This is a genomic window from Butyricimonas muris (assembly GCF_046365375.1).
GTDB classification, from domain to species: Bacteria; Bacteroidota; Bacteroidia; order Bacteroidales; family Marinifilaceae; genus Butyricimonas; species Butyricimonas muris.
Genome location: NZ_JBKEIT010000002.1, coordinates 210,826 through 226,265, shown reverse-complemented (window position 1 = coordinate 226,265; position 15,440 = coordinate 210,826). Strand labels below are relative to the sequence as shown.

General features: G+C 42.6%; 11 protein-coding genes. 9 read left to right on the top strand and 2 right to left on the bottom strand.

From position 1 onward, the window contains the following. Window positions 1-669 (bottom strand): hypothetical protein, encoded by a 669-nt coding sequence (locus ACK8P8_RS03925; protein ID WP_099290624.1) that lies wholly within the window; start codon window positions 667-669, stop codon window positions 1-3. Between the two features lie 676 nt (window positions 670-1,345). Between ACK8P8_RS03925 and ahpC the strand changes: the two genes are divergently transcribed. Then, complete coding sequence (gene ahpC / locus ACK8P8_RS03920; RefSeq protein WP_099290625.1) at window positions 1,346-1,912, top strand: alkyl hydroperoxide reductase subunit C; 567 nt, start codon at window positions 1,346-1,348, stop codon at window positions 1,910-1,912. A 58-nt stretch (window positions 1,913-1,970) separates the two neighbouring features. Beyond that, a complete protein-coding gene (ahpF, locus tag ACK8P8_RS03915; RefSeq protein ID WP_369859354.1) occupies window positions 1,971-3,524 on the top strand; it encodes an alkyl hydroperoxide reductase subunit F in 1,554 nt (517 codons plus the stop codon). A gap of 125 nt (window positions 3,525-3,649) precedes the next feature. Here the strand turns inward: ahpF and ACK8P8_RS03910 are convergent, their stop codons facing one another. Then, window positions 3,650-4,753, bottom strand: coding sequence for an AI-2E family transporter (locus ACK8P8_RS03910; protein ID WP_186976885.1), 1,104 nt, complete (start codon window positions 4,751-4,753; stop codon window positions 3,650-3,652). Window positions 4,754-4,930: 177 nt separating this feature from the next. Between ACK8P8_RS03910 and ACK8P8_RS03905 the strand changes: the two genes are divergently transcribed. From ACK8P8_RS03905 to ACK8P8_RS03875, 7 genes are all read left to right on the top strand, one after another. Then, window positions 4,931-5,140 (top strand): DUF4492 domain-containing protein, encoded by a 210-nt coding sequence (locus ACK8P8_RS03905; protein WP_099290628.1) that lies wholly within the window; start codon window positions 4,931-4,933, stop codon window positions 5,138-5,140. Window positions 5,141-5,144: 4 nt separating this feature from the next. Continuing rightward, entirely contained in the window at window positions 5,145-6,701 is a 1,557-nt protein-coding gene (locus ACK8P8_RS03900; protein ID WP_099290629.1) for a cytochrome ubiquinol oxidase subunit I, read from the top strand. Window positions 6,702-6,854: 153 nt separating this feature from the next. Beyond that, the gene (cydB, locus tag ACK8P8_RS03895) at window positions 6,855-7,973 is read left to right on the top strand and encodes a cytochrome d ubiquinol oxidase subunit II (protein ID WP_410025554.1); all 1,119 of its coding nucleotides are present in this window, start codon (window positions 6,855-6,857) and stop codon (window positions 7,971-7,973) included. A gap of 347 nt (window positions 7,974-8,320) precedes the next feature. After that, window positions 8,321-8,923, top strand: coding sequence for an RNA polymerase sigma-70 factor (locus ACK8P8_RS03890; RefSeq protein WP_227216304.1), 603 nt, complete (start codon window positions 8,321-8,323; stop codon window positions 8,921-8,923). A gap of 288 nt (window positions 8,924-9,211) precedes the next feature. After that, window positions 9,212-10,273 (top strand): FecR family protein, encoded by a 1,062-nt coding sequence (locus ACK8P8_RS03885; protein ID WP_369859357.1) that lies wholly within the window; start codon window positions 9,212-9,214, stop codon window positions 10,271-10,273. Window positions 10,274-10,342: 69 nt separating this feature from the next. After that, the gene (locus ACK8P8_RS03880) at window positions 10,343-13,891 is read left to right on the top strand and encodes a SusC/RagA family TonB-linked outer membrane protein (RefSeq protein ID WP_369859358.1); all 3,549 of its coding nucleotides are present in this window, start codon (window positions 10,343-10,345) and stop codon (window positions 13,889-13,891) included. Window positions 13,892-13,903: 12 nt separating this feature from the next. Continuing rightward, window positions 13,904-15,439: a RagB/SusD family nutrient uptake outer membrane protein gene (locus ACK8P8_RS03875; protein WP_369859359.1), complete on the top strand. Its 1,536-nt coding sequence runs from the start codon at window positions 13,904-13,906 to the stop codon at window positions 15,437-15,439. Window position 15,440 lies beyond the last annotated feature (1 nt).

Sequence of the window (15,440 nt, the reverse complement as noted above, 5' to 3'; positions counted from 1 at the left end):
TTACACCCTATTCTTTCGGTTCCAAGGCTTCTCACTATATTCCTTCTTTATCCCTTTCGTTATCGGGTCGTATCGATTTAATTTACCAATTTGCTCAGACCAATAATCGTTTTTACGATCAACATAACGAAAATCGTAAAAACAATATTTCTTTTCTTTAAATATACTTCTATCATTACAACGTACTGCACTTTGCACACACACGTCATTATCAATATTTTCCAATTTCACAATTCTCGGAAAATTACTCTCGTTCGTGTAATTTATCAAAGCATCCATACAATCCCACGGACCAGTAACCACAGTACGTAGACCATCCTCGTCAATTCGCAGTAAAGAACGAATTAGGATACCTCCCCCACGTGATTTCTCTGTACCAGAATCCACTCTCCCCGTGAAACAAATATCCAAACCACTAGCATGCACGAAAAATGTACCCGAAACTTTGCAATTACGAGCATAAACAAAAGGACGATTACCAAACTCTAAAACATCTTTATGCTCTGGACTGAAATAATAAAACTCTACCTCGAGGAAACGATATTCCACACTACCTTGTTTGATACAAAATCCACGAAAAAGCTGTTTCGCAATATCCTCGAAAATCTCGCTAGCATTACTCTCCGTGAGGTTATGCACATTCTCCAATACATTTTGTAACGTTGTCATTTCTTGCGTTCAATTAATCAATCAACAATTCTTTGCAACAAACATACCTTCCCCTCGATACAAATCTAATAATAATTTCCGCACAGGAATTCCCAGAGCCTAGACATTGCTCACACGGGAGGTATTGTTCTATAGTGACAGTTCGGTTCGGAAACATCGAATTTGTAAAGGTCACTATAAAGCTCCGTGTATATATTCCCATTGCCGTCAGAATAAGTGGGGTCCTACTTACTCGACGGATAGCCAAAAATTTTCGTTCGAGCAAGGGGTGATGGAAGAGGAAAGCCGCCCTCATCACATATCTTCCATCGGAAACAAACGTTTTTCTATTTCATACTTGAACAACACTTTCTTCCGCATACAATCCCACGATATCAATTTTATCTTGTTCCTTACTACCCTTCCCTTGCCACCACTTCCAACGCAACGAACTCTTTTTCTCTATTATAAAATTTCATATTTGTCCTCCAATCAGTTTAATCAAACAAAATTGCCAAATTTTACAGCCGCAAAATTTACCACTGCAAAATTTCAAAGTCATAAATAATCAATACATTATTAGTTTTCCCTATACGCATATAGAATAATTCAATTAGATTTATTACACACATCAAGAAAAACTATATATCTTTGTATCGAGAAAACAAATTAATAACAATCATAAACACACTAAACAATGGAACCAATTATCAATTCACAAATTCCGGAATTCAAAGTTCAAGCTTTTCACAATGGTAATTTCAAAACTGTAAGCAGCGACGACGTAAAAGGGAAATGGGCTATTTTCTTCTTCTATCCCGCTGACTTCACTTTTGTATGCCCGACCGAACTGGTAGACGTGGCAGAGAAATACGAGCAATTCCAGAAAATGGGAGTAGAAGTTTATTCCGTGAGCACAGACTCACACTTCGTACACAAAGCATGGCACGATGCTTCTGAAAGTATTCGTAAAATCAACTACCCGATGCTTGCAGACCCGACCGGGGTATTGAGTCGCGCATTCGGCGTAATGATTGAGGAAGAGGGAATGGCATACCGCGGAACTTTCGTGGTAAACCCAGAAGGGAAAATCAAAATTGCTGAAATCCACGACAACAATATCGGACGCAACGCGGACGAATTACTACGAAAAGTGGAAGCAGCTTTATTCGTGGCAGAACACCCGAATGAAGTATGTCCCGCGAAATGGAAAAAAGGTGCGACCACGCTAAAACCAAGCATCGATTTAGTCGGTAAAATTTAACAGAATCACGCGAAAGCCGACGAAACCACATCGTCGGCTTTTTTTAACAATGAATCACATGCTAGATACGACACTAAAGAACCAGCTAAAAACTATTTTCGAGGGATTGGAAGCAACATACACGTTTGATGTCATTGTTGCACCTCAACACGAGAGTCGCCAAGAACTCTTGGAAATATTAAACGACGTTAGCGAATGCTCCGATAAAATATCGTGCAAACTCACGGAAGGAGACGGGCTAGCGTTCACGATCTTAAAGAACGAAGAAAAAACAGGTATAAAATTCCGGGGTGTTCCCAATGGACACGAGTTCACCTCTTTGTTGCTCGCCATCATGAATCTGGACGGCAAAGGCAAAAACTTCCCGGATGAAACCACCTGTAACAGGGTAAAAGCCTTGAAAGGCCCCATTCACTTGACAACCTACGTTTCACTGACTTGCACGAACTGCCCGGATGTCATTCAAGCTCTGAATGCCATGACCACGTTGAATGACCAAATCACGCACGAGATGGTGGACGGAGCAATCAATCAGGCTGAAGTAGAGGCTTTAAATATACAAGGTGTACCTTCCGTGTTTGCCGACGGGAAATTGATTCATGTCGGACGGGGAGAATTCGGGGAATTATTGAGTAAACTGGAAAACCAATACGGTAGCAACGAGGACACGATTGATACCACCGAAAAACACTATGACGTGATTGTCGTCGGCGGAGGACCCGCGGGGGCAGCCGCAGCCATTTATTCGGCACGCAAGGGGTTGAATGTAGCTATCGTGGCTGAACGCGTAGGCGGGCAGGTAAAAGAAACCGTGGGTATCGAGAACCTGATATCCGTACCCGAAACAACCGGTAGCCTATTGGCCGAAAACATTAGAACACATATTCAGCGCTACCCGATAGACCTGTTGGAACATCGCCGGATAGAGAAAGTTGAAATCGAGAAGAATCAGAAAATATTATCCACGGCAAAAGGGGAGAAATTCATTGCTCCGGCAGTCATTATTGCCACGGGAGCAAGTTGGAGAAAATTAAACGTGACGGGTGAGGCAGAATATACAGGTAGAGGCGTTGCCTTCTGCCCGCATTGCGACGGACCTTTCTATAAAGGTAAACAGGTAGCCGTTATCGGCGGGGGCAATTCGGGGATTGAAGCAGCAATTGATTTAGCGGGAATTTGTTCAAAAGTAACAGTTCTGGAATTCCTCGAGGAATTAAAAGCCGACCAAGTACTACAAGAAAAAGTAAAGAGCCTGTCGAACGTGGAAGTATTCACCAACTCGCAAACTTTGGGAATCATCGGGAATGGAGAAAAAGTAACCGGGATACAAGTGAAAGACCGCGAGACAGAAGAAAGTAGAGTAATCGCCTTGGATGGGATATTCGTTCAAATCGGATTGGTTCCGAATAGTGGAGCGTTCCGTGAAGTAGTGGATACCAACCGTCCCGGAGAAATAATGATTGACGCGCATTGCCGCACGAACATTCCGGGCATATACGCGGCAGGAGATGTATCTTCGGTACCTTACAAACAAATTATCATAGCTATGGGCGAAGGAGCGAAAGCCGCACTTTCCGCTTTTGAAGACCGTACGCGTGGGGTGCTGGATTAGTTTATAAAGTTTGTAAGGTTTATAAGGTTCATAAAGTCATAACGGCAACTTTCGTTGCCGTTAAATTCTGTCCGAAGAATACCTGTAACTTTATAAACTTTATGAACTTTATAAACCTTATGAACTCATTCCAGACTCTTCGTGAGTGACTTCACGAGTTTATATTTATTAAAAAACTCCCTCAATATTACCCTCAATACGGTATAACCCGGAATGGCAAGAATCATTCCCGGAATCCCGGCCAAGTTTCCCGCGATTAATATCACCAGAAAAATTTCCATCGGGTGAGCATGCACGCTATTCCCGTAAATCAAGGGCTGCAAAATTACATTATCAATCAATTGCGTGATAATAAACACGATACTCATATAAATCAGTAAAGGAAATACCACCGTGTAGAAATCCACGTCCACGTTCGTGGCAATTCCCACCGAAAGCCCGAAGGCCGCACCGATAAGCGGTCCGATATACGGGATTACATTTGTTATTCCGGTCATCAACCCTATCAGCACGGCATTGTTGAACGGCAACCCGATGATGGTCAGACCTATGATATTCAAACCCATGACAATCAACACCTCGAAAGTAATCCCTATAAAGTAACGAACCAGCAATTTCTGTATAGAATCAAGTGCTTTCCCCACTCCCTCGCCATAACGTGTTGGCACAACAGCCAACAACATCTTATAAAAAAGATTGCTGTCCTTCAAAAAGAAGAACGCCATAAACGTCACCGAAAAAAGGGCGATAAAAATACTGCTGATAGTCCCCGCCAAAGAGCCGAACAAATTTCTAATCTGTGTAACGTCCACCACGGATTTCAGATTCTTCACGATATACTCTTTTACATCCTGATTGGCATCTATAATCCCGAAATGCTTCAACCCCTCTTCCAAATCGGCCAAAGGGTCTTCCAGCTTGTTCACGATATTCGTGATACTGATATCGCTTAACGACTGAAATTCCTGACTAACCAACGGTATCACCGTGTAAAAGAAAAGAATACAGACAAACCATATACAAACTAAAGCAATCCCCGCCCTCAACCCGTTCGGTATGCGCTTACCTTTTATTTCAATCTTCCCCAGAAGATCGATAATCGGATGCCCGAAAAACGAGAGCACGACCGCCACCAGTATATAAGCGATAATCGAAGAAAAGTACCAACATAAAAATCCAACCGCCAACAGCGCCAATCCCCCCAAACAATATTTTCCTGCATTATTCATAATTCAATTTTACATTACCGGGTTAAAACTACCCCCACGTGTAGAAACAAAATTAGACAAATAAATTTATCCTATATACGCATAAGTATTATTTATGCAAAAAAAAATCGAACTTAGAAAAAACATTTATACCTTTGGTAACGTTCTTACATAGATAAACAATAAAAACTGCCGTGTATGTTAAAAAAGGCTTGGTATCTTTACTATGACGGATTTAAGAATATGCCCCGCTGGGGACGTACTCTTTGGCTTATCATCATTATTAAACTGAGTATCATGTTTTTGGTATTTAAACTCTGGTTGATGCCAAACTACCTCAACTCCCACTATGACAGTGCCGAGGCAAAAAGTGAGCACGTTTTCAAAGAATTAACAACAAAACCTTAACATTATGCTTCTTGATCTGACAACCACCACTCTAGTGGAGTGGTCACGATGGCAATTCGCCATGACAGCAATCTACCACTACATGTTTGTTCCCCTCACGCTGGGATTAGCCTTGATGCTCGCCGTCATGGAAACCATGTGGGTAAAGACAGGTGACGACAGTTGGCTGAAAGCCACCAAGTTCTGGATGAAATTATTCGGTATTAACTTCGCTATCGGGGTCGCCACCGGACTAATCCTCGAATTCCAGTTCGGGACGAACTGGTCGAATTACTCTTGGTTCGTGGGCGATATCTTCGGGGCACCGTTGGCCATCGAGGGTATTATCGCGTTCTTCCTCGAATCCACGTTCGTGGCAGTGATGTTCTTCGGTTGGAACAAAGTCGGCAAACGCTTCCATCTCGTATCCACGTGGATGGTATTCGTCGGCGCGAACATCTCAGCCCTATGGATTCTTGTCGCCAACGCTTGGATGCAAAACCCCGTCGGCATGGAATTCAACCCGATTACCGCCCGTAACGAAATGGACGATTTTTGGGCAATACTGTTCTCGCCCACGGCAATCAGCAAATTCACTCACACGGTAACCTCCGCGTACACGCTTTCCGCCTGTTTCGTGGTAGGTGTCAGTTCATGGTTTATTCTCAAGAAAAGACACCTCGAATTTGCCCGCAAGAGTATCATGCTCGCCTCGGTGTTCGGGTTGATCAGTATCATTTTAACCATTTACACGGGTGACAGCAGCGCACAAGACGTAACAAAGACTCAACCCATGAAATTCGCCGCCATGGAAGGCTTGAATGAAGGTGGCAGAGGTGCCGCATTCACCGTTATCGGACTCCCGGTAAACGATCCGTCCTTGCCGACAGATAGAATGAAGAAAATGGAATACGCCATCCATGTACCCAAAGTACTCTCGTTCCTCGGCTATCATGATTTTGACGCCTACATCCCGGGCATTCAGAATATTCTGGACGGCTACACGTCCCAATCCGGCGTAACCTATCCTTCTTTAGAACAACGCATGGCAAACGGTCGCACCGCGATTGATGCATTGAAGACTTACAAGCAAGCCATAAAAGAGAATAACCACACGATGGCCGACAGCACATTACAGATATTTAAAGCCAACTACTCCGATTTCGGGTATGGCTATCTTAATTCCCCCTACGATGCCATACCTCATATACCTTTGGTATTTTTCAGTTTCCGTATCATGGTAGGACTGGGAATGCTTTTTGTATTATTATTCGCCCTCTCCTTGTGGTACGCCAAGAAAAGAAAATTCGAGAAATTCAAGTTCATCCCCTACTTGGCATTATTCTGTGTCCCGATGGCATACGTCGCATCGCAATGCGGTTGGATAGTGGCTGAAGTAGGACGCCAACCGTGGGTGGTACAAGATTTAATGCCTACCAATGTTGCCGTGACAAAAATTGCATCGACTTGGGTTATGACCACATTCTGGATGTTCGCCGTACTCTTCACCGTCCTGCTCATCGCGGAACTGAAGATCATGTTCAACCAGATCAAGAAAGGACCCGAAACAATTGAAAATTGAAAATGCAAAATTGAAAATGTAAAATTGAAAGTAAACTCCTCCAGTGATTCCAGCCGAAGACGGAGAGTAACCAAGCTCTCCCTCTTTTTATAGAGGGAGTACGGCAAAGCCGGGAGGGAGTTTAAATCTAAAATCGTAAATCATAAATCGTAAATGAATATGGAATTTCTTCAACATTACTGGTGGATTTTGATATCATTACTTGGCGGATTGCTGGTTTTCTTGCTTTTCGTGCAAGGTGGACAAACCTTACTATATACCATTGCCAAGACCGAAGACGAACGGAATGTTCTTGTCAACAGCTTGGGGCGCAAATGGGAATTTACATTCACGACATTAGTCGTGTTCGGCGGGGCATTCTTTGCAAGTTTCCCCCTGTTCTATTCAACGAGCTTCGGTGGAGCTTATCTGGCGTGGATGGTCGTATTGTTCTGTTTCGTGATGCAAGCCGTTTCCTACGAGTACCGCCGAAAAGCCGGAAACTTACTCGGGGAACGTACTTATAATGTATTTCTGATTATCAATGGTGTGATTGGAACTATTTGTATCGGTGCCGTTGTCGGCTCTTTCTTCACGGGCAACCCGTTCAAATTAGGCGAGATGAACGACGTTACATGGATGAGCCAGTGGCGAGGCATAGAGGTATTATTCAATTTTGCCAACATCTGCCTGGGACTGGCTATTTTCTTTCTCGCCCGGACTTTGGCATCCCTCTATTTCATGAACAACATCAAGCATGATGCCATCTACGAGAGAAGTAAAAAGCAAGTCCTGTACAACTCGGTGCCTTTCGTCATTCTATTACTGGTATTCCTCGGCATCATACTGACCGGCAAAGGATACGCCATCATGGAAGATAAAAGCATCCAATTGGTTCAATACAAGTATTTTCACAATTTATTGGAAATGCCCTTGAATACTCTCATGTTGTTGCTCGGGGTTGTCGGAGTATTATTCGGTATCATCAAATCCATCATCACTCCTCACTGGAGAAAAGGGATATGGTTTTCCGGAATCGGTATCGTGCTTGCCGTTATCGCCCTGTTCATCGTGGCAGGATTCAACAACACGGCATTCTACCCCTCGTACACCGACCTGAACTCTTCGCTGACTATCTATAACGCCTCGTCCTCCTACTACACGTTAAAGACCATGGCATACGTTTCTTTGGTTTCTCCCATCGTGATCGCGTACATCTTCTACGCATGGAGAGCCCTTAACAAGAAACAAATAGATATTCAAGACGTGCAGGATGACCACCACGCGTACTAAAAGACTAGATAAGGAGGTGTGTTTTGACACACCTCCGGTCCATAAAGTTCATAAAGTCGAGCCTTCGGCTCTTAAAGTCCATAAAGTCCATGATTTAATAACGCGATAATATTCAGCGTAATGATGTATAAACCACCGCACTTTTGACCTTACGACCTTATGGACATTTAGACTTTATAGACTAGAGGGCGTGTTTTGACACGCCCTCTTCCCCCCACACCTTAAACAGGTTTTCAATAACAACAAGGATTTTTATCGCCTATATTTATAAATGCAATTTATAAATTTCAAGACATTATATATATTTGCATTGTAAATAGATTGATAACAAAGTCCTCAAAAGATTCATGCACGGAAATACAGACCTTGATTATACTATATTAAAAGCTATCGTAGAAGGAGATTCAAACTCTTTCGAGATACTATTTCGCAAGTATTATCAAGAATTGTGCAATTATAGTATGGGCATTTTGGGAGATGCCGAAAAAGCGGAAGATGTTGTACAGGATGCTTTTGTCTACCTGTGGGAAAATCGGCAAAGAATCAATATCACAACATCATTAAAATCTTACTTGTACCAATCCGTGCGAAACGGGGCTTTAAAAATCATACGAACACAAGTCCTAGAACAACGCCATATGCCTCGCTTGACCGAGTTTATAGAATACTTGGAAAAATCCGAATTTTCTGAAGATGAACTTGCCAAATTGCAAAAAATTGAACAAGCCATAGACGAATTACCTTCACAATGCAAAAGCGTTTTTTTAATGAGTTTCATGGATAAAAAAAGCTACAAGCAAATTGCAGAGGAATTGGAAATTTCATTGAACACGGTAAAAACACACGTCAGTAAAGCTTATCGTATCATTCGAGAAAAAACACAAAACTTCAAAAATCTCTCCTTGTTTATTTGGCTCTATTTTAGAAAGAACTGTAAAACAAGGCAATAATACACCGCGAAGGAAGTAAAACCTGTTTCTTTCAAATTCTTTCAAAAACGCTTTATAGACGCTCGGGAACGCTTGTAAAACGTCTTAACAACGAGAGTAGAACGTCTTTACTCTCTCTTTTATCACTTACTCATTATCTTATTTATTAAAAATTAAGCATTTACCTATTCTTCCCTAGCACATTAATTCCACCATCGAATATATTTTTTCATTCCAGTTTATTTTTTTTCATTTTTTCAATCACCCTTTTCGGGTAGTTGTGGACCTCGATGACATAAAAGTAAAGCCATGAAAAACGAATTAGATTATCTGATACAAAGAGTGTGCAACTCGAAGAAAAAAAAGATATATGACGAGGATGCCGGCTGGAAGAAAGTACAAGCGAGAAGTTTTCACAAGAAAAGACATTCTATCTTCCTCTTGTGGTCGGGATACGCGGCATGTGCCTCAATTGTCCTAGGTGGTATTCTACTCGTAAGCAACCTATTAGACCACCAAACCACCACATCTCTCGTGCAGAATGAATCACAACTGACTTCCCAAAAAACTAAAGTGGAATTAACCTTAGCCAACGGGAAAAGTGTTGATTTAGATGACGTAAATGATTTGCACGAAGAAGAATTAGGAATATCCATCACTCGGGATAGCGTCAATAACCAATTAACTTACCGAAGCAACGAAGTTTCAAGACCAGACTCTTTTGAAATTCGTTATAATCGTTTAGCCGTACCTAAAGGAGCTGATTTCTCGTTTGAATTGCCGGACGGTACTTTTGTCGCTGTCAATTCCGAATCCGTTTTACAATTCCCGGTACAATTTGCGGCAGACGACCGAACCGTGTACTTGGATGGAGAAGCTTATTTCGAGGTTACAAAAAACGAAAAAGCTCCATTTAAAGTCATCACCGGAAATCGACAAATCACCGTACTGGGAACGAAATTCAATATCAGTTCATATTCCGACGACCCGAATTGGAGCACCACATTGGTCGAGGGAAAAGTATCCGTATCGGATAACGGTAAATTGCATGTGTTACACCCGTCAGAACAATACATCGCGAACAATTCAACAGGTATAACCGAAATAAAACGAGTAGACGTGAAATTACACACCTCTTGGTTACACGGAAAACTTCATTTCAAAGACTGCCGCATGGAAGATATTACCCGGAAATTGGAACGATGGTACGATTTCACTTTCATATATCAAGATGAAGATTGCAAAGATTTGAAATTCAGAGGCGTCATTGACAAAGACCGTTCTCTAAAAGAAACCCTATTTCTTCTGGAAGAAACCAAAGTCATTCGCTTTGAAATAAAAGATAATGTTATCACCATCCGTAAACGGTAACCTAGTCATAAATAACCGACAAGAAAGAGTGCAATATATATATTTATTCATTTAAACAGTAATAGATTAATGAAAAAAAAGTATCTCAAAACAGCTATGGCTATAGTGGTAGTACTTCTATGCATACTCCCGCTACAAGCGAGTACGCTCTCTCCTAGCGACAAGCTAAATTTCAAAAGCCAACAAATGACTGTTGAACAAGTTTTCGATGAAATTTCAACACAATTAAAATGTGACGTATTCTATAACGAAAACCAGTTCGACGCACAGAAAATGGTACATCTGCCGCGTTTGCAAATGACGCTGGACGAAACATTGCAATTCATTTTAGCAGACAAATATTCCTACACGCTGGAAAAAAACTCAATAGTGATTGCCGCCCGTCCTTCCGTTACAAGTAAGAAAATAACCGGAACGGTAAAGGATGAAAAGGGAGAACCATTACCGGGGGTGACCATTTTAGTAAAAGGCACAACAACCGGATCCGCCACAGACGCAAATGGTAACTATTCGCTAGTAGTTCCGAAATTAGGCGTGCAACTCATTTTCTCGTTTATCGGGATGGAAACCCAAGAGATCACAGCCACCAAAGAGGTAACGAATGTCGTGATGAAAATGGATGTAAACGAGATGGATGAGGTTGTCATCACCGGTTACCAAGTAATCGACAAGAAAAAACTGACCAGCGCTATCTCGAGCGTGAAAGCCAAGGACGTGATGATTGCCGGAGCCATGTCTATCGACCAAATGCTCCAAGGACGCGTGCCGGACATGATGATGATGACAAACTCCGGAGAAGTTGGTGTCGTTCCGAAGATTCGTATCAGGGGAACCTCCACACTCGTGGGTAACCGCGAGCCGCTATGGGTGGTGGATGGAATCATCGTGCAAGACCCGGTGCCCATCGCCCCGGAAGAGTTGAACGACCCGGATTATATCAACCGCATCGGTAACGCTATCGCCGGACTGAATCCCCGGGATATCGACCGTATCGACATATTGAAAGATGCTTCCGCCACGGCTATCTACGGAGTGAAAGCAGCAAACGGGGTAATCGTGATTACCACGAAAAAAGGGCAAGTAGGACGTCCCGTGGTAAGCTACGATTTCTCTGCCACCTACCGTCGCCGTCCCCGGTACACTGACCACAATATTCATTTGATGAACTCCAAACAACGGGTAGAATTCTCTAAAGACTTGGTAGAAAAACACCATGTATATTCCACGGACGTTAATTTAATCGGATACGAGGGACTCGTGAACAATTTATACAACGGCACCATCACCCACGATCAATTCACGAGCGAGGTAGCCAAACTGGAAAACATGAATACCGACTGGTTTGATTTATTAACCGAAGATGCATTTTCCCACCAGCACACGGTCAGCATCTCCGGCGGAAGCGAGGAAATCCGTTATTACTCGTCCATCGGGTACGCCATCGACAACGATGTCATAAAAGGAAATAACAACGAACGCTACACCGCCGCTTTGAACGTGGATGCCACCATATCACCCAAAGTGACAGCCAGCCTTAACTTAAACGCGAATGTCGGAAAACGGGAATATAGCGAAGAGAGTATTAATCCCATCGACTACGCTTACACCACGAGCCGTGCTATCCCAGCCTTAGACAATCAAGGAAGGTATATCTATTACAAGCGTCAATATGCTTATCAACAATTATATAACTACAATATCCTGAACGAACTGGATAATAGCTATTCCCAACAGGATAACTCGGCCATCACGTTGACGGCAAACTTACGCTACAAAGCAACCAACTGGCTGTCATTCCAAGCCATATTCTCTTACTCTACTTCCAACACGGAACAGGAGAGTTACTTGGGTGAACAAACTTGGTACGCGGCTTCCTTGCGCAAATCGGAATACGGAGAAATTTCCAGTAAAGATCCTAATGTTATGAATCAAATGCCTTACGGGGGAGAATTAAAAAAAGCATACACGCGCAATAACTCTTACACGGGACGTTTGCAAGCAGACATTAGTAAATATTTCGGGGCTGACGACCAACACAATATCACCGCCAACTTAGGATACGAGGTCAGTTCCTCCAAATATGCAGGATTCGAGCGCACGGACAGGGGTTATTACAATGATAGAGGAAAACAATTTACAGCCATAAATTTAGACGACTTCACGCATTACAAGTCATGGCTGCAAAACAACTTGCCAAGCGTGTCAGACAATCTAACAAACATGATTTCCGGATATCTCTCCGTATCATACAGCTACAAGAATTATTTCACGTTAAATGCCAACACGCGTATTGATGGCTCCAATCAATTCGGAAGCAGAAGCAATGAAAAATTACTTCCCGTGTGGTCAGTTTCCGGTTCTTACAATATTTCAGAACACACCAATATGGACAACCCGTGGGTCAGCAACTTGGCCTTACGACTTTCTTACGGTTACCAAGGAAACATGCTGAGCGGTCAATCCCCGGAAATGATTCTAAAGAAACTGCCCTTCAACACGCATTACAATGAATTAGAATCGAACGTATCAATTTATCCCAACCCGGACTTACGTTGGGAACGCACAAGTTCTTTCAATGTCGGTTTAGACTTTGCTCTATTCAAAAATGCCGTCCAAATGAATGCTTCCTATTATTACAAGCACACGAAAGATGCCTTTTTGACCAAAAAGATTTCAAGCGTGAACGGACGCGGCGAATACGTGATTAATTCCGGTACCATTGACAACCAAGGATTCAGCATTGATGCCACGGTAAGCCCTATTTCCAACGACAATTTCCGATGGACACTCTCGGCTTCCTACTCTAAAGTGTATAATGAAATGAACACCCTGCCGGGAGATAACGAATACGAATTGGACGACTTCTTAACCGGTAATGCCTTGACGAAAGGTCATGCGGTAGGAACTTTCTGGTCATACAAATTCATCGGTTTGAACCCGCGTAACGGAGGACCTGTTTTCGATGATATGCAAGACCGTAAACAAGAACTCGTGGGCTTGAATAAATACGACACGTACACGATGGTATTGACACCTTCCGGACAACGGGACCCGAAAGTGCAAGGTAGTCTAACAAATACATTGCGCTACAAGAGTTTCCGCCTGAACTTTATCCTCAATTACAGTTTAGGCTCCAAGATCAGGTTATTCGGTTTATATCCCGAAGGTTTGAATTTCGACCCGGAAAGAAATGTGAATTATGAAATGGTAGACCGTTGGCGTACCCCGGGTGATGAAAAACACACGAATATCCCGAATATCATTAACGGTTCTGACGCGGAAAGTCGAGCATACGCGCAACATTGGTCATTAGGCCTACAAGATCAAAACATTCAGATCATTGCTGAAAATGCATGGACCATGTATGACAATTCGGATCATCGGGTAGTGAGCGGCAACTATTTAAAATGCTCGAACATGAGTTTCACCTATGATTTCCCGATAGAAAAATTAGAGAAGTGGGGAATATCCATGCTCTCCGCCTCGTTATCCACAACCAATTTGTTTGACATCAAATCAAAGAAATTGAAAGGACAAACTCCTATCCAGAGCGGATTCTCTGAAACACAATTGTCAGAACGTCCGACTTGGTCATTAAGTCTTAGTGTTTCATTTTAAAAAAAGTAGATTATGAAATATATTTATTTAACAGGTTTGCTTTGGTTACTATTCACTTCCTGTTCGGATTTTTTGAAAGAGTATTCATTAGACCAAGCTTACGTGCGAGGTTACTCGGATTTGGACGAGTTATTGATCGGGGAAACTTACATGGCAACCGAATATTATGACATGAATTTAGACAAAGTTTATTACCCGTACATCCATATGATGGCAGATGAAACCCAAGAAAATACCGAAAGCGTTAATTGGCAAACCAGTTATTCCTTGTTCCAAAAACAATTTTTCGGATACATTACTTGGCAATACCGGATCGGGTTAAACCCGGATAAATTGACGACAAAAGCAGAAGATACAGACTGGAACAAATTATATAAACATATCAACACTGCCAACATGATACTTTCCGAGATTGATAAACAATCCGCGGAAACAGACGAGGACAAACAAGCCGTGGCCCGTATTCGCGGGGAAGCCTATTTCTTACGGGCAGCTTACTATTTCACCCTCGTGAACTTGTACGGACAACCGTATCAGCCTGCCAATGCGGCTACCGCTTTAGGGGTTCCCGTGAAAACCAGTCCCGTGATTGAAGATAAAATGTTCCCCCGTGAATCATTGGAAACCGTGTACTCCTTGATCATTCAAGATTTGGAACAAGCGGCAACAAACTTGGAAGGCATTGCCCGTAAATCTATCTATCGGGCTAACTTGACAGCCGTACGCCTGTTACAAAGCCGGGTTTATCTTTATATGCAAAATTGGGCGGAAGCCGCCAAATACGCTCAATTATGTCTGGATTTACAATCGGATTTAATTGATTTGAACACATTTGACGGTTCAAAAGCTTTTGCCGAGGCAAGCTCCCCCGAAACCATCTTTTCCATGGGAGGAAATGGCATACAAGCAATAATTACGACCGCACAAAAAGGGCTTAGCGCCTCTGAAGATTTGAAAGCATGCTATAAAGAAGGTGACTTGCGTAAAGAACATTTTGTTTGCAACAATGAAGAAAATTGGAGGGACTTATATTGGTATTGTAACAAATACGTGAGAAAAGAAAACCAATACACGGCCAATGTATCGGATAATTTCTTGTTCCGAACCGCTGAAGCTTGGTTGAATTTAGCAGAAGCATACGCGTGCATGGGAGGGAACAACGAAACTGCAGCCCGCGAGGCTTTAGACCACTTGCGTGAACACCGCGTTGAAATGAATTCATTCGACGCAACAACTTTGTCCGGCGAAGACTTGATAGAAGAAATTCGTACAGAAAGACGGCGGGAATTATGCTTCGAGGGACATCGTTGGTTTGACCTTCGCCGATATACCGTGAGCGAGAAAAAACCTTTCACCGGAGCCATTCGTAACACCTACACGGAATGGGGTGACTGGAAGACTCAATCAACGATGTACACGTATGAACTCAAAGCCGGCGACCCGTCGTGGACACTACAAATTCCTTATGAGGTAATTCAGTTCGAAGAATTGACTCCTAACCCAAGAAACGAAAGAACCCATATATCCATAAACCAATTTTATCTATAAT